Raw genomic sequence first — 19,652 nt, forward strand, 5'->3', positions numbered from 1 at the left:
TCTCTCCCGGTAACGCGGTCACTCCCGACCTTCCGCCGGAGACCGCAGCACACGGGAGAGATATCATGCCAACAATTGAACACGCTCCACACAAAGATGGTGATTGCTTCGTCAATTATGAAAACAAGGTTTTCGAGGACGTTAAAGCCAACCCCGGCGAAAAAGCCCTCATCACCTTCCATACCGTTGCCAATGAAGGGTCCGTTGGGTTCGTAAACCTGCTTCAGGCAACACGCCTTATCCGCAAAGGGTTTGAAACATCTGTATTGCTGTATGGTCCGGGTGTCACCCTTGGTGTGCAGCGCGGTTTTCCCCGCCTAGGTGATGAAGCCTTTCCGGGCCACATGAACTGCAACAAACAGATTGCAAAAATTCTTGAAGAGGGCGGAAAAGTTTATGCCTGCCGCTTCGCGCTTCAGGCTTTGTACGGATATGGCGAGCAAAACCTGATCCCCGGCATTACGCCCATTAATCCGCAGGACGTGCTCGACATTATCCTGCTTGCCCGACGCGACAACGCCTTCATCCTCAATACATGGACTCTCTAAGGCCCTAGGGAGGACCATCAGCCATGTCCCGTATCGTTCGCGCCGCAGCCATCCAGATCAGCCCTGTCCTTGGTGACGATGGTCTGGGGACTGCCCGGAAAGTCTGTCAGACCATCCGTAATGCCGCTGAAAAAGGCGTTAACCTGATGGTCTTTCCTGAAACCTTTGTGCCCTACTACCCCTATTTCTCATTCATTCAGCCGGCATTCCGCATGGGTGCCGAGCATCTGGAACTCTACGAACGCGCCGTTATCATTCCCGGACCGGTTACAGACATGGTGGCCGAAGCGGCCCGTCAGACCGGCACAGTCGTCGTGCTAGGCGTGAATGAAAGGGATTTTGGCACCCTCTACAACACGCAGATCATCTTTGATGCAACAGGTGAAATCTTGCTCAAACGCCGTAAGATTACCCCCACCTATCATGAGCGCATGATTTGGGGACAAGGGGATGGCGCGGGCCTGAAGGTTGTTGACAGCGCCGCAGGACGCATCGGGGCGCTGGCTTGCTGGGAGCATTACAACCCCCTCGCCCGCTACGCGCTGATGACGCAGCATGAGGACATCCACTGCGCACAGTTTCCCGGCTCTCTGGTCGGCCAGATTTTTGCCGACCAGATGGAAGTGACACTTCGACACCATGCTCTGGAATCCGGCTGTTTTGTCGTGAACGCCACCGGCTGGCTGACGGAAGAGCAGATCAAGGACATCTCCGGTGATCCGGCACTGGAAGGACCACTACGGGGAGGCTGCTTCACGGCCATTGTCTCTCCTGAAGGCAAGCTGCTCGCACCGCCCCTGACTGAAGGGGAAGGCATGGTGATCGCGGATCTCGACTTCGCCCTGATCACCAAGCGCAAGCGCATGATGGATTCCGTCGGGCACTACGCACGCCCCGAACTGCTCAGCCTGCTTCAGGACCGACACCCCGCCCGGACCGTTCATTACGCCAGAGAGCCGGAACAGGAAGTCCCGCCGGCCCTCTCCCACAATGAGGTTGCGCCATGACCGTTCCGACACTCGGCTCGTTCTCCGGCCGCAAGCTCGTGACCGACCTGCAATCCTTCGGGTTGCAGATTGGCGAACAGACCGGAGGCATCGCCCGCAAAGGCGGGGCTGGTCCTTCAGATCACAAGACGATCACCATCGCAGGGCAGACCGTTATGGTCCCGGTCTATACATCCGGCGCGCGCCGATCACCGTTTCAGGCAAGCCCACCTGACCAGAAAGGTGCCAGCACGCTGCTGCGAGACGGCCACCCCCTCGGCACGATCCATTTCCCGGCGGCGCCACGCTTCTACGGCCTGACAACAGCAGATGGTATTCCCTACTGGAAAATAGCCCTGCTGCACGGACGGGACACGCTGGCCACGACCGTATATCAAACCTGCATTCGTTATGCTGACCGACGCACCTCCTGCCAGTTCTGCGCCATCGGCCAGTCTCTGGAGGCGGATCGGACAATCGCCCACAAGACACCCGCGCAACTGGCTGAAGTTGCGAAAGCCGCTGTAGAACTGGACGGCGTGCGTGACATGGTCTTGACCACCGGCACCCCTAACATGGTGGACCGGGGTGCCGCCGTGCTGGCTGCCTCTGCCCGTGCCATCAGGGCGGCTGTTGACCTCCCGCTTCAGGTCCAGTGTGAACCACCGCGTGACCATGCATGGTTCCAGCGCCTGCGCGATGCTGGAGCGGACAGTCTGGGCATGCATCTTGAAGCCGCCACGCAGAGCGTGCGCGAAAAAATCATGCCCGGTAAAGCCACTGTCAGCGTCGATCGTTACATGGAGGCGTTTGCGTCCGCCGTGCCACTCTTCGGGCGCGGGCAGGTCAACACCTACATTCTGGCCGGTCTGGGAGACAGTGCCGAGGACATTCTGCTTCTGGCCGAACGCCTTATTGCACTTGGGGTCTATCCCTTCGTGGTCCCATTTGTGCCCATCTCCGGCACACCGCTTGAAAATTATGCACCGCCTTCTGCTGATTTCATGAAATCGGTTCTGGCGCCTCTTGGACGAATGCTACGGGAGGCGAACATGAAATCCACAGACATCCGGGCAGGATGTGGCCGTTGCGGCGCCTGTTCCTCACTGTCGGCCTACGAACAATGAGCACGACACTTGAAGGCGTGGAAGACCGACACTTCATCCCAACGGAATATGTCGTGCGCCTTGCCCGCACACCGTGGGAACGCGCCGGGTACCATGCGCTACGCCGTGAAATCTTTTGCACCGAGCAGAAGATTTTTGCAGATGATGATCGGGATGCTATCGACGCAACCGCTATTCCCATCATTGCCGCCTGCTGCATGGCGGGTATGCCGGACCGGATTGTGGGGGCAGTGCGCATCCATAACGCTGAACCCGGTCTCTGGCGCGGTTCCCGTCTGGCAGTCCATGCGGACCATCGCAAGTTGGGGCGGATCGGGGCAGAGCTTATCCGCATGGCGGTCTGCACGGCGCACGGTCTTGGAGCGACCCGATTTCTGGCACAAGTGCAGGAACAGAACGTGCTGTTCTTCCGCCGCCTGCACTGGAAAAGCCTTGGGACCAGTTTCCTGCACGGGTTGCCGCACCACGACATGCAAGCTGATCTGTCACGCTATCCGGCCCACGGACAGGATCAGACATGGCTACTGCGCCCGCAACCACGCGCCCGACAGGTGGCATAATGGCACGTGATCTGGCGCACCTGCTCCGCACCCTCCGCAATAGCTGCGCTCTTGCATCCAAGCAGGATATTGCAAAAGTTTCTTCAATTCTAGGAGCTGATGCAAAAGCCATTCGGCTTGGCGATGACTGCGCCGCGATCCCGGATGGTGAGGGTTATCTCCTGCTGGCCAGCGAGGGGTTTCAGGACAGTTTTGTCCAGTCCATGCCGTGGTTTGCCGGCTACTGCGGCGTCATGGTCAATATCAGCGATATTGCGGCCATGGGCGGTCGTCCTGTTGCGGTGGTGAATGCGCTCTGGAGCGACACTTCCGACTCAGCCGCCGCCATCCTGCGCGGCTTACAGGACGGCGCACGCACCTATGGCGTGCCGGTTGTGGGTGGCCATACTAACCTGCGCAGTCCGCACACCGCATTATCTGCCGCCATTCTTGGCCGCGCCCGTCATCTACTGACCAGCTTCGACGCCCGACCAGATGAGGTTCTGATTGCCGCCATCGACCTGAGAGGCCGCTGGCATGACCCTCACCCCTTCTGGGATGCCAGTTCCGCACTCTGCGGCACACACGGCGCAGAACGCCTGCAAGGCGACATCGCACTGCTACCCGGCATTGCTGAAGATGGCCTGAGCCGCGCCGCCAAAGACATCAGCATGGCCGGACTGCTGGGCACAGCCCTCATGCTTGCCGAATGTTCGGGCGTGGGGATGACCCTCACGCTTGACGCCATTCCGCGCCCCACGGACGCCCCCATGGAGCGCTGGCTATCTGCGTTCCCCAGCTATGGTTATCTGCTGACAGCCCGCCCCGAAGATGCGGCAACGATCATGACCCGGTTTCACAGCCGGGACATTGCCGCGGCTGTTATTGGCCAATGCAACAACTCACGCCGACTGGACATCACTTGGGCTGATGAGACAGAGACCTTCTGGGATCTTACACGGACACCGCTCATGGGATTTGCGCCATGAGCCTGTCCATCGGTATTCTGACCCATTCCACCAATCCACGCGGTGGCGTTGTGCATGGCATGGCGCTGGCAGAAGCCCTATGCGAGGCTGGGCATCATGCGACCCTGATCGCCCCGGACGTGGAAGGGAGCGGCTTTTTCCGCACACCCCTCTGCATAACCCACTCTATCCCTGCCGCGCGCGAGACCGACCTGCCAACATTGGTGGAACGTCGCATTGGTGAAATCAGGGACGCCGTGCGCAGCCTGCATTTTGACGTTCTCCACGCGCAGGATCCCATCAGCGCCAATGCTCTGGCTGATCTGATGGATGAAGGCCGGATATCGGGCTTTGCCCGTACGGTTCATCATCTCGATCCCCTGACCCATCCCGTTCTTGCTGCCCGGCAGGAACGCGGCTTCAAGGCCGCGACCGAACTGTTTACCGTCAGCACCCTGTGGGCAGACATCCTGCGCAACACCCATGGGTGCCATGCCCCCGTTGTGGGCAATGGGGTCGATCCCGTGCGTTTTTCACCTGTTCCGCACGGGCGGGATGCCACGCTCCGGGCACGGTATCATCTACCTGCCAGCCGGCGATTGATCCTATCTGTTGGCGGGGTCGAGCAGCGCAAAAATACCCTGAGCCTGCTAGAAAGTTTTCTGAGCCTGCACCGTGAGCAGATAGATGTTCATCTGGTCATAATCGGTGGCGCCTCGCTGCTGGATCATTCTGCCTATCGCACCCGGTTCGACGCCTGTCTGCGTGAACGCGGTGCCAGCGATCATGTCACCGTAACCGGACCGGTCGTGGATGAGGATATGCCTGCCTTCTACCGACAGGCGGACGTGCTGGCCTATCCATCCCTCAGCGAAGGGTTCGGCCTGTGTCCACTGGAAGCTCTGGCCTGCGGCACACCCGTCATCGTGCCAGAAATCGCGCCATTTACAGAACATCTTGAGGAGCCGGACGCTCTGTGGTGCCACCCTGACCGACCAGACACTCTGTTACGGACTTTGCGGCACGCCCTAAACGTCAAAACCCGTGACCGTTTCCAGAACAGTGGCCCGGCGACAGCCCGCCGTTTCGACTGGCGCAACGTCGCTAGCCGTCACCTTACTGCCTATCGACGCCTCGCGGCCCTGCCGCGTGCCAGTTCTCCTCCCTCAGGAGCTCTTAACCATGCCTGAAATGACTTTTCGTGTGCGCTGGCCCGATGGGGCAGAAACGGAATGCTACTCTCCATCTCTGGTCATTCAGGACCATTTTACGCCCGGCATGACGTATCTGGTCCCGGAGTTTCTGAAAAAGGCTGATACCGCACTGAACGAAGCCAGTGAGCGGGTTCGCTCACGTTACGGTTTCCCTTGTAGCCGTGCCCTTGGGCAGCTCCAGACCATTCGACAGACCTGCGCACAGTTCAAAAACAGTCAGGACGCGCAAATACGTGTTCTGTCCTTCACTCTCTGAAACGGATCTTATGATGACACAGAATGAGAAAAACATCCCCGTCGTTATTGTAGGCGGCGGACAGGCAGGCCTCTCCATGAGCTGGTATCTCTGCAATGAGCACGTGGAGCACATCATTTTTGAAGCCAGAACGGCCTGCCATTCTTGGGAAGATGAACGCTGGGACAATTTCTGTCTGGTTACACCGAACTGGCAGTGCGAACTGCCCGGTCACCCCTATAAAGGGAAAGACCCGCACGGCTTCATGATGAAGCAGGAAATCATCGATTATGTCCGGGGGTTTGTGAACTCATTTTCCCCTCCCCTACGTGAGCATATGGCTGTCACCTCCATCACACGGCATGAAGCCGGCGGATATCGCGTGGTGGCGGCCGATGAGGTCTGGCATGCACAGCATGTCGTGATTGCATCGGGTGCGTATCATGATGCTGTCATTCCGGGTTATGCCAGTGCTATTGATTCTGCTATTTTCCAGCTTCATTCACAGGATTACCGCAATGCATCCCAGCTTCCGGAAGGGGCTGTTCTGGTTGTTGGAAGCGGTCAGTCCGGTGCGCAGATTGTCGAGGACCTGTTCCTTGAAAAACGCAAGGTGCATCTCTGCGTCGGTTCTGCGCCGCGTGTTTCACGTTTTTACCGTGGCCGCGATATTGTGGACTGGCTTGCAGATATGCGCTTCTATGACCTTACGGTGGACAACCACCCTCTGCGTGACGGCGCACGGGATAAGACCAATCACTATGTCACCGGCCGTAATGGCGGGCATGATCTTGACCTGCGCCTTTTTGCAAAGGACGGCGTAAGTCTGCACGGCACACTGGAGACAATCCGAGATGAGGTTGCGGACTTCAGGCCGGATCTGAAAATCAATCTTGATGATGCAGACAAGACCAACGCTGACATCAAAAAATCCATTGATGCCTATATCGCCCGCGAAGGCCTGAGTGCACCAACAGAAACGCCTTACGTGCCCGTCTGGGAACCCGATGGCAGCAACACTCCGCTTGATCTGAAAGCTGCGGGCATCACCTCGATTATCTGGTGCATTGGTTTTCGCCCGGATTATCACTGGATTGATGTGCCGGTCTTTAACGGAGCCAACAAGCCAATCTGGCATCGGGGCGTGACTGACGCGCCGGGCTTCTACTTTCTCGGCCTTCCGTGGCTGCACACATGGGGATCAGGACGGTTCTCTGGCGTCTCGCGCGATGCCGCGTGGCTGGCCAGTCAGATCACCGGAAAAGACGTTCCCGTAGCTTAAGGGGGAGAGTGCACAATGCTTCCATGGACAACATACGACGCACTCCATAAGGCGGCCCTGAGCCAGCCAGACCAGTTCTGGCTGGACGCAGCACAACGCATCTCATGGAAGCAGACACCTGTTACCGCATGCCGGACACGCCCAGATGGCTGGCATGATTGGTTTCCCGGTGCCACGCTCAACACGTGCTTTAACGCTGTTGACCGGCATGTTGAAAATGGACGTGGCAAACAGGCCGCCCTGATCTGGCATTCCTGCGCAACGAAAGAAGAGCGAATTGTCACCTATCAGGACCTTCTCGACAGGGTCGCCGGATTTGCTGGTGGTCTGCGCGCTCTAGGGGTCAACAAGGGTGATCGGGTTCTGATCACCATGCCGACCATGATCGAAACCGCCATAGCCATGCTGGCCTGTGCGCGGATCGGGGCTGTGCATGTCGTCGTTTTTGCCGGCTATGCAAGCCCGGAACTGGCCCGACGCATTGATGATGCAACCCCAAAAGTCGTTATTATCGCCAGTTGCAGCTTTCAGGGCCAGACGGTAATCCCATCCTTACCCATGCTGAATGACGCGCTCACCCTAGCCGCGCACAAGCCACAGGCCTGTGTCATCGTGCAGCGCAAACCCTGCCCGGCGACACTTCTGCCAACGCGGGATCATGACTTCCATATGCTGGAACGGTCCACACCAGCAGAGCCTGTCGCGCTGCACTCCGAAGATCCGCTTTATATTCTCCATACATCCGGCACAACAGGTCAGGCAAAAGGCATCGTGCGAGACAATGGCGGCCATGCCGTAGCACTCGCTCTGTCCATGGAACTGATCTATGGGTGCCACCCCGGAGACACGTTTTTCACAACATCGGACCTCGGCTGGGTCGTCGGCCATTCCTATGGGGTTTACGCCCCCCTGATCTGCGGCGGCACCAGCGTGATCGTGGAAGGTGGCGCATCTGCATCCGCCATCCGTGCGCTCTGCCATGAACATGCTGTAAAATGCCTGTTCACAACGCCAACACAGATGCGGCTTATGCGGCAGGAGAGTCGCCATCTCTCAGCAGCGTTGCTGCCTGCACTGGCCCGCATTTTCGTTGCCGGAGAATATGCGGACCCGACACTGCTGGACTGGGCGCGATCCTATTTCCGTAAACCTGTTGTGAATCACTGGTGGCAGACAGAAACAGGATGGAGCATCACGGCCCATTTCTTCGGCCTGCCGGAACATGCCCCCATTTCACTCATCAATGATATTGGACGGCCTGCACCGGGATTTCACCCCGCTATCATGCCTTCAGAACGCGGGGAATTGTGTGGCGAGATTGTTTTATCCCTGCCGTTACCGCCCGGTTGTCTTGCAGGGCTATGGAAGGATGGAGCTATCCGTGTTCCTTCTCTCTATCTTGATGAAACAGGCCAGTATTACCGTACGTTCGACGAAGGCATGATTGATGCGACACGCGCGGTTCATATGCTCGGCCGCTCCGATGACGTCATTAAGGTTGCAGGACGGCGGATTTCCGGTGTGCAGATCGAAAAGGTCATCGCAGCCCACTCAGATGTTCATGCCTGCGCCGTTGTCGCGATCCATGATGACCTGCGCGGACAGCGCCCTGTGGCCTATGTCATCCCTATTTCCAAGATGCCGTGCAGACGCTTATCCGATGAGGTTATTGAACTTGTCCATAAAGTGCTTGGTCGGTGGGTTGGCCTGAAGGAAATCCGCTTCGTCTCTAACCTTCCCACGACCACATCTGGAAAAATCCAGCGGAAACGTCTTCTTGTTTCCTGATATAATCAGATTGTCATCGGATAGTCTGAAATTTTAAAAATCCAGATCAGATACGGAACCTTCTGCAAGGGTGCGTAAAGGTGGTCATAGCTGATTGAGCATATATCACCATTAATCCATCAACTCCCCGGACGAACCATCTGACCTAATCTTACGGTTTCCTATGCTTCCAGCCTGACAAGAATACGACCTCTGATTTTCCCATCAAGCAGATCAGATGCCGCCTGTTTAACCTCAGAAAGGGTAATTTCTGTCAGAATCCCGTCCAGCTTTTCAGGGTCAATCAACTCCGCCAGTTGCTGCCATGCGGCCAGACGGTCTTCTTTCGGGCAACGGACGCTATCAATCCCCACCAGCGTGACGCCGCGCAGAATAAATGGCGCGACTGTTGCCGGGAACTCCATCCCCGCGGCAAGACCGCAGGCTGTCACCACGCCTCCGTACTGCATGGAGGCACACAGAGCCGCCAGCATAGCACCCCCCGCGACATCCACAGCCCCGGCCCACTGTGCTTTTTCCAGCGGGCGGGTCAGCCGTAACAACGCCTGACGGGACATCACGTCCGACGCCCCCAGCCCGCGCAGAGTTGGTTCTTCCTCCGGGTGACCTGTAATGGCCGTAACCTGATAGCCCAATTTACTCAGCAGCATCAGGGCCACGCTTCCCACGCCGCCGGAGGCCCCCGTGACGACAATCGGGCCGCTTTTGGGTGTGACACCCTCCCGCATCAAAGCGCGCACGCAGAGCATGGCGGTGTACCCTGCGGTTCCAAGTGCCATGGCCTGCCGCGCACTTAGCCCGGATGGCAACGGAATAAGCCACTCACCCGGCACGCGGGCGCGTTCCGCCAACCCGCCCCAATGGCTTTCCCCCACGCCCCAGCCATTCAGCACAACAGGCTGACCAACGGACAGGCCCGGATGGGACGAGCTTTCAACTGTTCCTGCAAAATCAACGCCGGGCACCATTGGGTACTGGCGCACAATCGGCCCTTTGCCGGTTATGGCCAGAGCGTCCTTATAGTTCAGGGTAGACCATGCCACCCGCACCGTCACATCGCCTTCTGGCAGTTGGTCTTCCGATAGAGACTGCTCGTGGACAAACTGGTGCCCTTGGGCATCTTTTTCAATCAACAACGCTTGGAACATGGCCTGTCTCCTCCCGCACTCTCAACGCCACACGGGCGCCAGAGATCATCCCACTACGTCATTTTCTGGAAACTGCCAGTCACAAAGCTGCGGGCGCGCCCCTGCCACTCGGCCAAATTTGGGAAAATAAATTAGGATTTTAAAAAGCCTACAGGTATAACCTTGTCCAATAAGCTGTTTCTTATTGAACTCCGAGCGTGTCTTGATTCTTTTTCTTACAGGTTTTGTCGCACTTTTCCTGCTGATTGCTGTCAGCATCCTGATTTCTCTCTCTGAGATTTCCTTTGCCGCCGCCCGTGATGTGCGCCTCCGCTCCCGCGCAGAAGCTGGCGATAAGCGGGCGCAGGCCTTTCTGGCCCTGCGGCGTAATAGCGGTCAGGTTATTACTGTCCTTCAGATCTGCCTGAACGGGGTGGGGATTCTGGGCGGTATTGTCAGCTCGGAAATGCTCTCCCCCCCGTGCGGCGCGCTGCTGCGTTACTGGGGTCTGCCAGACGGATTGGCGGAAAAAATCGGCTCGGCGGTCAGCTTTATTATGGTCACCGGCCTGTTTGTGCTGTTTGCCGACCTGCTGCCCAAACGCGTAGCTATGAATGCGCCGGATAAGGTGGCGCTGTCCATTGGCTGGTTCCCCAAACTGGCTCTGCGGGTACTGTATCCGTTTGTGTGGATTTTCTCCAAAGTGTCCGACGCTGTGCTGCGGGCCATGAAAATCCCCGCAGCCTCCGCTGTGGAGCCTGTAACACCGGAAGATTTGCGCGCCATTCTGGCGGCTGGCACCGCCTCTGGCGTGCTGCTAGAGCAGGAACACCAGATGATCCAGAACGTACTGGGTCTTCAGGACCGCTCCGTAACATCCGCCATGACTCCGCGTGATGAAATTGTCTATCTGGACGTGCAGGACAGCGCTGAAAACAACCACGAAAAGGTTCGTGCCAAACCTTATTCCCGTTACCCGCTGTGTGATGGCGGGCTAGATAAGGTCATTGGCTCCATCCGTGCGGAAGACGTTCTGGCGTCAGTCGTTGATCCCGCCAGCATCCCGGAAGGTCCGGCCCTACGTGGCAACCCGATTTTCCGCATGCGGCGGGACGTGCTCTCCGTGCCGGAAACGCTCAACCTGTGGGACACACTGGCCCAGTTTGATACGCATGGCGTAGGCTTTGCCCTGATTGTCAATGAGTACGGGCTGGTTGTCGGGTTAATTACCTTCAAGGACATCATGGGTGCGCTCATGGATGGTCTGGCCAATCCGTTTGAGGAACAGGCCATTGTCCGGCGCGATGAAAACTCATGGCTGATTGACGGAGCGGCACCGATTGGCGATGTCATGCGTGAACTGCATGTGATCGAACTGCCCGACAGTACGCATTTTGACACGATTGGCGGTTTTGTCATGCATCGCCTGCGCCGTATGGCGCGCAAGGCTGACCGCGTGGATGCCGGTGGGTTCCGGTTTGAAGTGGTTGATGTGGAAGGTTTCCGTATCAACCAGTTGCTCGTCACCCGTCTGACCTGATGCAGGCCGGTTTGTCCCTTGAGGGCAAGACCGGCGCAGCATTTTGCGAACGACCAAAGCATTTACCCTGTGCTATGCACGGGGATGCTTCGTGTTCGCTTCTTTTATTATCTGATCCTTGCTTTGAGTGCTGCCGTCCCGGTTGCGGCTACCTCTGCGAAGGCTAACCCCACGCCGTCTCGGCAGCCTCCATCCGGCGCAATGCTGGAGAAAGTTGTTCTGGTTTCCCGGCATGGCATCCGCAGCCCGACCAAGCCGCTCAGCACATTAGAAAAAACGACAGGTCGTGTCTGGTCCGCTTGGCCCGTGCCACCGGGAGAATTGACGGACCATGGCCGCACCAATCTGACTCTCATGGGGCAATTCCTCCGTGATTGGTATGCCCCCCTTCTCCCAGCGGCATCGCAGACCTGTACTTCATCAAGCGCTGTTTTCGTCTGGGCTGATGCCACCGACTCCCGCACACGCCAAAGCGGTGACATTCTGGCCAAGACCCTGAGCCATGGCTGCACCAGTGCCGCGCACGGCCTATCTGCTGGCCAGCATGACCCTTTGTTCAATGCGCTAGCTGCGGGAAAGGCTCATCTTGACCAGCAACGTGTTATGCCAGCGCTCACTCTTGCGTTTCAGCAGGACGTGCCTGCGGTCAGCACAGAGGCAAAGGCGGAATCTGCCTTGCAAGCCGCATTCGCGCCCAACGGATGCCAGCAGCAGAACGGTCCATGCTTTTCTGCACCCACCACACTTTCATGGAAAAAGGGACAGCCTCATGATGCAGGTGGTCTTAGCCTGAGCGCCTCCACGGCGGAAAACCTGTTTCTGGAATATGTGGAAGGCTTGCCGTCTACTGTTTTTGCTCACACACCCACCTCAAAAGAATGCTCCCATGCTGAGACACGCGAGCTTCTGGACACGGTTCTACCCGCCCACGCCTTACAAAGTGACAGGCTGAGACGCCTTCCAGCCATTGCAATTCCAAGAGGGTATGTTCTGGCGGAAACACTCATCGAGAGTCTCGCAGGTCAGCCAGTTTTCCTGCCCGACCAGTCGCTCCTTCCTCCCTCAGCCAGACTGACCATGCTTGCCGGGCATGACACAACACTGGACATGTTGGCCACACTGTTCGGGTTGGACTGGTCGTTTGCCGACCAGCCTGATCGCACGGCTCCAGACACTACTCTAGCTTTTGAACTCTGGCGCCTTCCTGATGGGCAAAAAGATGTGCGGTTCCGTATTTTCCATCAATCTCTGGAACAATTACGGCAGGCACAGCCTATGACGGCACAGACGCTCCCTCTTCCACTTCACAGCCAGCTCTGCCCGTCTTCAGCGCTGGCGGTTTGTAGCCCGGAAAGGCTTGCACACAGTGTGCAAAAACTAACAGAACAGTTTTTATAGTTTTTTAAAGCAGCGTGATTTATAGTGTGAGATGCGCACTATAGCCTTGAAATCTGTCCTCAGGATTTTTAGGATTTACAGAGTACACGGTTTTCTTTTCACTTTTTACAAGGATAAAAGCCATGTCTTCTCACACGACGCCAGAAAAACCGCCTTCAAAAAATCTGGCTTCCATTGCCGCTAAAGGCCTGCGTCACCCTGCTTCTTTGACAGAAGAAGAAATCAAGGAACTGTGTGGCCGCGTGCTTTCCGAAGAGAACAAACGCACTCACCACGACCACGCCTGACGCTTGTGGCACGGGCCCGCAGGAGCCTGTTGATAGGCTCCTGCTGATTAAAAATTTTGCTTTCGCCCAAAAAAATGCCAGAATCTTCAGGTTTACAAGCGTCCAACGATAACAAGAGTGTTTGTCATGAGCTTCAAAAAAGCGTCCCTCGTCCTTCTTCCGGCGCTTCTGCTGACTGCCTGCGCAGAAACACCCATGGGCCCGACCGCAATGGTTCTACCGGGTCCGGGCAAGAATTACGCGACCTTCCAGCAGGAACAGAACTTCTGCCGGTCTCAGGCCACTGCTGCCGTACAAGGGCAGGCTGGCAGCCAGAACCGTAAGGCTCTGTATGGTGGTCTGGCCGCAACAGCTCTGGGTGCTGGTCTGGGTGCTGCCGCTGGCGGTGGCGCGGGTGCTGGCATTGGTGCCGGTGCCGGTGCTCTGGGTGGCGCGCTGGGCGGTGGGCTTTATTCCCGCAACCAGCAGGGAGGTCTCCAGACCCAGTATAACAATGCCTATGTGCAGTGCATGGTTGCTTACAAGAACGTGCTGCCCCGGTAAAACTAGCCGAATTCGGCTTTATTCTGCCGCATGGTCAGGTGGCCCGATTTGTCGGGCCACTTTTTTTATGAGCTGTGCAAAATATCCTGCCCGATCAGCGGTGTAAAAACACTTGCCACCCTTGGGGAACAGGTCAATGTTTGGCCGCATGAGCGCCCATCTTTCCTCTCCTCGTATTGCCGCACTTGTGCTTGCTGGCGGCACGGGCTCCCGCATGGGCGGGTGTGATAAAACCCTGCTCCCCCTTTCCAGAACCCTGACCGTTCTGGATTATGTTCTATATGCTCTGCGCCCACACTGTGCGGCACTGGCTATCAGCGCCAATGGAGACGCCTCTCGTTTCGCACCTTGGAACCTACCTGTTCTATCGGACATGGAGAGCGATACCGGGCCGCTTGCTGGTATTCTGGAAGGATTGCGTTGGGCAGAAGCACAAAACTGTTCCGTTCTGATCACCGTTCCCGGCGACACACCGTTTATCCCGGCTGATTTACCGCAGCGTTTACTTCCGGCTCCGGCGGTTGCCGTATCAGCTAACCGGCACCATCATCTGGTTGCCAGTTGGCCCACCTCATGCCGTTCTGCGCTGGAAGCGTGGCTTAGCCAGCCCGAGTGTAAAGATAAACGCCGTATCCGCGCTTTTGCTGCAACGTTGGGTATGCGCTCTATCGTCTTTCCTGATCAGTCACCGGATCTGTTTTTCAACATCAATACACCTGATGAGTACGCTTATGCCCGCACGCTGGCTTATGAAGGGCTAACACATGCCTGAATCCGTCATGACCTATTGGCCAGTACAGCGTTTTACCGAAACAGAGGCTGAAACCACTACACTCGCCATTGCCGAGGAAACGCCGGTCAATTTTGTCTATAACAGCGTGCCATACGCTGTGATGATGGCAACGTGTCAGGATCTGGAAGATTATGCCTATGGCTTTTCTATAACGGAACGTCTGGTTTCCCATCCCTCCTCTATCCGCAGTATCCGAACAGAAATGGGAGAAGACGGTGTCACCCTGTTTCTCGATATTGCAGGAGAAGATTTCCGGCGTCTGTTACAGTCCCGGCGCGCCATGACGGGTCGAACAGGGTGTGGCGTCTGCGGCAGTGAAGATCTGAAAAGTCTTCATCAGGCGCTACCTGCTGTGCCAGTCATGCCTCCCGTACCCCTTTCTGCAATTCGACATGCTGTGAAGACACTGGCTGACCATCAGACACTGAATGCACAGGTGCATATGGTCCATGGGGCAGCGTGGTATGGTTCAGAGGGTGCCTTGCGCATGATCCGTGAAGATGTCGGCCGCCACAACGCTCTGGATAAATTGATTGGAGCGGGGCTTCGTCAAAACATCTGCTTTGCAGAGGGGTTTTGTATCATTACCAGCCGATGCTCTTACGAAATGGTGCAGAAGGCCATTCTGGCTGGTTTTTCCACGCTGGTTGCCGTATCTGCCCCCACAACCCGCGCCGTGCGACTGGCAGAGCAGGCAGGACTAACTATTGTAGCATTAGCGCGGCGGTCCTCACAGCATCTGTTTACAGGTGCTATCGGATGAACTCTGCCCAGCATTGTTCTATTTCATATGCAGTATTTTTCATAAAATAATCCAAACAAAAACCCCCTTCAGGCTGCCCTGAAGGGGGTTTTGCATCAGATCACATATGTAGTTCTGAAAGAGATTTGTTCAAACCTCTTTCAGACTGTCACGAAGACCAGATTAGAAGCCTGCCTGCACACGAACAGAGACGGCGTTGCCTGTGCGGCCATAAATGTTGGTCGGCTGCTCACTACGAGAAACAATGAAGTGGCTGTAATCAAGCATCATGCGGAAGTGACGGTTCGGATACCAGTTGACACCACCTGTCCAGACTGTCTGCTGACCACCACGGATTACGTTCTTGGCGTAAGCATCCGTCAGGCGGCTGTTGAGGTCGATCACACTGTAATGACCCACAACTTCCATCGCACCCCAATGATTCGTAGCGGGATCGAACTCTTCACTTTCTTTCACGCCCGGTGCGCCGAAGGCCCCTTCTTTTTCGTTATACATACGCGGGTTGCCAAAGAGCGTGTAGGATGCAGCGCCATACCAACCTTGGAAACCAGCAGATTTCAGGCCCGGCGCATCACGCTGAACACCAACGTGATAGTATTCACCCTTCACGATCAGGCGTTTCCAGCGGACACCCAGTTCAGGGCCAGCAGCCCAGACCTGTGCTGCGTTGCTAATACCACCAGTTGCCGAAAGGTTGGCTTCACCAATATCAAATTCAGGACGCTGACCGAAGGACGTGGAACGCGAGCAATGATAGGCATCTGTGGAGTTACAGGCCTGACGGAAGGACGCGATTGAGGAGATACCCGTGTGGACATCCCAGTCTTTCGTCGCAACCGGACGCCCGGCAACACGCAGCATGCCGCCTGTCTGGCTGTCCATGGTTGTGCCGCTACCACCGCCGTAATAGGTGCTGTTCATGTCAGATGCGTTGCGGTGGCCCCACTCCTGACCGGTGAAGTAACCAGCAATCCACCAGCGTTTTTCATAATGCAGAGCGCCAACGCTAAAGCGGGCGTCACCTGCTGCAATGTTACGCACCATGTCTGTAATGCTCGGACGTTCGAGCGTGAAGAAGTCGTTGGAGCTTTCAGAATCTTCTTCAGTCACGCGCGGCTGGAAATAACCAACAGTCAGAATGGTATTATGCAGACCGGTATAGTTCAGGTTGCCTTCATACAGCCCGACATACCCATCGTTATGGTTCGCGCCGAAGTCAGGCGTGACAGCCGCAACCCAGTTTTTGTAACGGAAGGTGAAGGGAATACGGAGACGGCGCATGTTAGTGGTAAAGCTATTGAAAGCCCCACGCGCTTCACCCGGCCGCGGCCCTGAGTTGAAGAAGCCACCGAAATCTTCATGGAAGGCAAGGCCAATGGACAGGCCGTAAGCACCGTCTTCAGAGGCGACCGTGAAACGACCTTTCGGGAAGCCGACGATCATGCCGCCGACATGCACGTTTTCATCGCTTCTGGTAGCGGCGCGGAAAGACTTCCATGACATGACATCCCCACGGTCAGACGTGGGCGTGCCTGCATTGGCCAGATGAATGCGGTTGGCTGAGGCAGGCTGCTCATTGAACTGCACACTTGGGTCAACCGGACCGGAGGCAATGTCATGATGACCGGCTACACGACCACCATGAGCCGATGCGCTGCTCATGTGGTCCTGCCGATGAGATACAGTTTCAGTCTTAGCCAGACGACTTTTAAGCGTCGTGATCTGCCCCATCATTTCTTTCCGCATCTGCGCCATTTCAAGGCGAAGGGCACGGATCTGGGCGTCGTCAGAAGACGATGCCATTGCGACAGGTGCCGCGCCACCCATCAAAAATGAAGCAAAAGCTAGAGATGAAATAACCGGTTTACTGCGCATCTTTGCCAATCCAGAGGAGATAAGATGATTGCTGAATATCCTAGCGAACATCGCTTGTGCGTGATGGTTTCATGATGGTTTCGTTACAGTCCTATGACAAAAAAGGCGGGCTGGATAATCCAGCCCGCCTCACTTCTGAAAAGACTTTTTTAAGAAGATATCTTAAAAAGTATTCTGAAAGGGATTGATAGAATAATGGGGTTTTTTACTTCGCACTTTTCCATGCAGCCAGAATGCTGGTCTTGACGGCCTGCGGCAGAGCCACATAGTCCAGCTTCTGTGCTGTTGCATCACCCTTTTCAAAGGCCCATGTGAAGAACTTACGCACGGCTTCACCGCGTGCAGCATTTTTCGGGGCAATCGGGGTCAGCACGTAGGTTGCAGAGACGATCGGCCATGCGCCTTTACCCTGCGTGTCCAGCAGGTTCACTGCGAAATGAGAGGCATGCTGCCAGTCAGCAGCTTCCGCAGCATGGGCAAAGCTTGCCTGATTCGCAGAAACATCTTCACCCGCACGGTTGTGCAGCTTAACGGTCGTCAGGTGGTTACGGCTGGCATAGGCATATTCAACATAGCCAATCGCGCCTTCCGTGTTCTGCACGGTGGCGGCCACGCCATCGTTCCCACGGGCGCCCAGACCACCGGGCCATGAGATGGACGTGCTGGCGCCCAGAGAATCGTGCCATGAAGCAGAAGAGCCAGACAGATAGGACGTGAAGACGAACGTCGTACCGGAACCGTCTGCACGGTGCACGGGTGCGACGGCCATGTCCGGCAGCTTTACACCCGGGTTAAGGGCGGCAATCTTCGGGTCATTCCATTCCGTGATTTCACCAGCATAGATACCAGCCAGCACCGCACCGCTCAGGCGCAGCGTGTCAGCTTTCATGCCCGGAACATTGATGACGGGCACAATACCGCCCATCACTGTCGGGAACTGGAAAAGACCGGCAGAGTCGATCTTTTGCGCATCCATCGGCGCATCGGACGCACCGAAATCAACCGTTCCTGCCAGAACCTGATTCTGCCCGGCGCTGGACCCAACGCTCTGGTAGTTCACCGTGACGCCAGCGGCGGTTTTGGCTGTCTCACCCCAAGCCTCGTAAATCGGGGCGGCGAAGCTGGAACCGGCGCCAGTGACGCTTTCGGCCCGGGAGACGCTCGGCAGTGCAGCGGTCAAGCACGTTGCAGCGAGCAGACACAGAGCAGGCCTGAAGGAAAGACGCATTTCGGTTTTATCCCTGGACATCATAAATAACGACGCAAATCGCCACGTCGGGAACAACCCTTACTGGGTTTGCGCCTCACGCGGGATGACATGTTGAAGACTATTTTTTGAAGGTTTTATGACATCCGGCGCAGCCGCCACCCGCGGCAACCAGATGAGGCAGGTTGTGCCCTTGCCAACCGTGCTTTCAACCACAAAACGCCCGCCATGGCGGGTGACAACATGCTGGACAATGGCGAGCCCCAACCCGCTGCCCTGCACCGTGACCGCTGTTTTGGGCACGCGGTAGAAATGCTCCGTCAGTCGCGGGAGGTGCCGTGCGGCAATACCCGGCCCGGTATCCGCAACACTCAGCACGACCCCCGGCACCGCAGGCCAACGGGAATCGAGGGGGGCTGGCCCGCAGGACACCGTAACCTGCAAGCTACCAGACGCAGGCGCGCCATCCGTCAGGGTGCCATATTTGATAGCGTTCTCAATCAGATTGAGCAGCACCTGCACAAGCTGGCCGATATCCGCGGCGACGCACAACGCGGGGTCCGGGACAGGCTGGATAGCCAGTTTTGCCTTTTTCTGACGAAACAGAGCCTGAGACTCGGCTTTCAGGCGGGCAAATAAATCTGTCAGCGCAACAGAACCACGCGGGCGCTGGTGCTCCACGCGCTGCACGCGGGACAGATAGAGCAGATCATCCAGCAAATGCTGCATCCGCTTGCCTTGCGCGGCCATGATCCCGAGAAATTCCTGCTGTGCTTCCGGGTCATCCGCAGCGGGGCCTTGTAGCGTTTCCACAAACCCCATTAATGCCGCGAGCGGTGTGCGCAGTTCATGGCTGGCGTAGGCTACAAAATCGGTATGCTGGCGCTCGGTATTGTCCGCTTCCGTTTCATCATGCAACGCCACAAAAACCAGCACATACGGCGGCCGGTCTGACAATGCGCTCCGGCCACGAGGGTCTGCACAGAACGTTGCGGGCAAGACATGCTGCTGGAAAAGTGCCCGGATAACCCGATGATGCGGAACATCCAGGACGATACGTGCTGTTTCCGCACCGGACGGCGCATCCAGATTTTTTTCAGCCAGCCGGTCTAGCGCTGTCTGAAAAGCAGGATGCCGTTTGATACTGCCCAGATTGTCTTCAAAAATCCGATGCGCTTCCGGCGAGGCATAGTGCAGCCGACGCTCTGCATCCAGCACCATCGTGGCTGCCGGCAGACAGGCCATGACCTGCTCCACCGCTTCCAGCACAGCGGTTCTGGCAGATGTCGGACTATCTTCATGATGATAAGGTCGGGCCACGTCTTTTCCCGGCCGCAGCCGCGCCGCCAGCATTGTTGCTGTCAGCCCGCTCCCCACCAGTATCCCTGCCACAGCAACAAGTGCCTCATGCATGATTCAGGCACTCCGCTGC

Annotated in this window: 19 protein-coding genes; 15 read left to right on the forward strand and 4 right to left on the reverse strand. The window is 56.8% G+C overall.

What is annotated here, in order from left to right; translation table 11 throughout:
- Nucleotides 1-65: 65 nt before the first annotated feature.
- The 9 genes from AD949_RS05570 to AD949_RS05610 are packed head-to-tail and all read left to right on the forward strand — an operon-like array spanning nt 66 to nt 8,687.
- A complete protein-coding gene (locus AD949_RS05570) occupies nt 66-548 on the forward strand; it encodes an MSMEG_0572/Sll0783 family nitrogen starvation response protein (protein WP_048834973.1) in 483 nt (160 codons plus the stop codon).
- Nucleotides 549-571: 23 nt separating this feature from the next.
- On the forward strand, nt 572-1,555 hold the full coding sequence (locus AD949_RS05575) for a Nit6803 family nitrilase (protein ID WP_048834974.1): 984 nt from the start codon (nt 572-574) through the stop codon (nt 1,553-1,555).
- The gene (locus AD949_RS05580; protein ID WP_048834975.1) at nt 1,552-2,661 is read left to right on the forward strand and encodes an MSMEG_0568 family radical SAM protein; all 1,110 of its coding nucleotides are present in this window, start codon (nt 1,552-1,554) and stop codon (nt 2,659-2,661) included. Before AD949_RS05575 ends, AD949_RS05580 begins: the two co-directional genes overlap by 4 nt.
- Complete coding sequence (locus tag AD949_RS05585) at nt 2,658-3,221, forward strand: MSMEG_0567/Sll0786 family nitrogen starvation N-acetyltransferase (protein ID WP_048834976.1); 564 nt, start codon at nt 2,658-2,660, stop codon at nt 3,219-3,221. The genes AD949_RS05580 and AD949_RS05585 overlap by 4 nt, the downstream gene beginning before the upstream one ends.
- A complete protein-coding gene (locus AD949_RS05590; protein WP_174766776.1) occupies nt 3,218-4,189 on the forward strand; it encodes a sll0787 family AIR synthase-like protein in 972 nt (323 codons plus the stop codon). Before AD949_RS05585 ends, AD949_RS05590 begins: the two co-directional genes overlap by 4 nt.
- A complete protein-coding gene (locus tag AD949_RS05595) occupies nt 4,186-5,358 on the forward strand; it encodes an MSMEG_0565 family glycosyltransferase (protein ID WP_048834978.1) in 1,173 nt (390 codons plus the stop codon). The genes AD949_RS05590 and AD949_RS05595 overlap by 4 nt, the downstream gene beginning before the upstream one ends.
- The gene (locus AD949_RS05600) at nt 5,351-5,638 is read left to right on the forward strand and encodes an MSMEG_0570 family nitrogen starvation response protein (RefSeq protein WP_048834979.1); all 288 of its coding nucleotides are present in this window, start codon (nt 5,351-5,353) and stop codon (nt 5,636-5,638) included. Before AD949_RS05595 ends, AD949_RS05600 begins: the two co-directional genes overlap by 8 nt.
- Nucleotides 5,639-5,651: 13 nt before the next feature.
- Nucleotides 5,652-6,899 carry an MSMEG_0569 family flavin-dependent oxidoreductase gene (locus AD949_RS05605; RefSeq protein ID WP_048835022.1) on the forward strand — a complete coding sequence of 416 codons (1,248 nt, stop codon included), beginning with the start codon at nt 5,652-5,654 and terminating at the stop codon, nt 6,897-6,899.
- 15 nt (nt 6,900-6,914) lie between these two features.
- Nucleotides 6,915-8,687 (forward strand): AMP-binding protein, encoded by a 1,773-nt coding sequence (locus AD949_RS05610; protein WP_048834980.1) that lies wholly within the window; start codon nt 6,915-6,917, stop codon nt 8,685-8,687.
- Nucleotides 8,688-8,848: 161 nt separating this feature from the next.
- Here AD949_RS05610 and acuI read toward each other — a convergent pair whose 3' ends face one another.
- Nucleotides 8,849-9,835, reverse strand: a complete 987-nt coding sequence (gene acuI, locus AD949_RS05615) for an acrylyl-CoA reductase (NADPH) (RefSeq protein WP_048834981.1) — start codon at nt 9,833-9,835, stop codon at nt 8,849-8,851.
- Nucleotides 9,836-10,037: 202 nt separating this feature from the next.
- On the opposite strand from acuI, the gene AD949_RS05620 reads away from it, so the two are divergent.
- The 6 genes from AD949_RS05620 (at nt 10,038) to fdhD (ending at nt 15,138) form a co-directional block, all read left to right on the forward strand.
- Nucleotides 10,038-11,354, forward strand: coding sequence for a hemolysin family protein (locus AD949_RS05620; RefSeq protein ID WP_048834982.1), 1,317 nt, complete (start codon nt 10,038-10,040; stop codon nt 11,352-11,354).
- 84 nt (nt 11,355-11,438) lie between these two features.
- The gene (locus AD949_RS05625) at nt 11,439-12,752 is read left to right on the forward strand and encodes a histidine-type phosphatase (RefSeq protein ID WP_052944515.1); all 1,314 of its coding nucleotides are present in this window, start codon (nt 11,439-11,441) and stop codon (nt 12,750-12,752) included.
- A gap of 122 nt (nt 12,753-12,874) precedes the next feature.
- Nucleotides 12,875-13,039, forward strand: a complete 165-nt coding sequence (locus AD949_RS14075) for a hypothetical protein (protein WP_156475921.1) — start codon at nt 12,875-12,877, stop codon at nt 13,037-13,039.
- Nucleotides 13,040-13,165: 126 nt separating this feature from the next.
- On the forward strand, nt 13,166-13,582 hold the full coding sequence (locus tag AD949_RS05630; RefSeq protein WP_048834983.1) for a glycine zipper family protein: 417 nt from the start codon (nt 13,166-13,168) through the stop codon (nt 13,580-13,582).
- A 148-nt stretch (nt 13,583-13,730) separates the two neighbouring features.
- The gene (gene mobA, locus AD949_RS05635; protein WP_048835024.1) at nt 13,731-14,354 is read left to right on the forward strand and encodes a molybdenum cofactor guanylyltransferase; all 624 of its coding nucleotides are present in this window, start codon (nt 13,731-13,733) and stop codon (nt 14,352-14,354) included.
- Nucleotides 14,347-15,138, forward strand: a complete 792-nt coding sequence (fdhD, locus tag AD949_RS05640; RefSeq protein ID WP_048834984.1) for a formate dehydrogenase accessory sulfurtransferase FdhD — start codon at nt 14,347-14,349, stop codon at nt 15,136-15,138. Before mobA ends, fdhD begins: the two co-directional genes overlap by 8 nt.
- Nucleotides 15,139-15,300: 162 nt before the next feature.
- Here the strand turns inward: fdhD and AD949_RS05645 are convergent, their stop codons facing one another.
- The 3 genes from AD949_RS05645 to AD949_RS05655 all read right to left on the reverse strand — a co-directional run bounded on the left by AD949_RS05645 (nt 15,301) and on the right by AD949_RS05655 (nt 19,633).
- The gene (locus AD949_RS05645; RefSeq protein ID WP_048834985.1) at nt 15,301-17,022 is read right to left on the reverse strand and encodes an OprO/OprP family phosphate-selective porin; all 1,722 of its coding nucleotides are present in this window, start codon (nt 17,020-17,022) and stop codon (nt 15,301-15,303) included.
- Between the two features lie 196 nt (nt 17,023-17,218).
- Complete coding sequence (gene pstS, locus AD949_RS05650) at nt 17,219-18,241, reverse strand: phosphate ABC transporter substrate-binding protein PstS (RefSeq protein WP_096430490.1); 1,023 nt, start codon at nt 18,239-18,241, stop codon at nt 17,219-17,221.
- 60 nt (nt 18,242-18,301) lie between these two features.
- The gene (locus AD949_RS05655) at nt 18,302-19,633 is read right to left on the reverse strand and encodes a sensor histidine kinase (RefSeq protein ID WP_052944516.1); all 1,332 of its coding nucleotides are present in this window, start codon (nt 19,631-19,633) and stop codon (nt 18,302-18,304) included.
- Between the last annotated feature and the right edge of the window lie 19 nt (nt 19,634-19,652).

It is taken from the genome of Acetobacter orleanensis, from assembly GCF_001581005.1.
Classification (GTDB): Bacteria; Pseudomonadota; Alphaproteobacteria; order Acetobacterales; family Acetobacteraceae; genus Acetobacter; species Acetobacter orleanensis.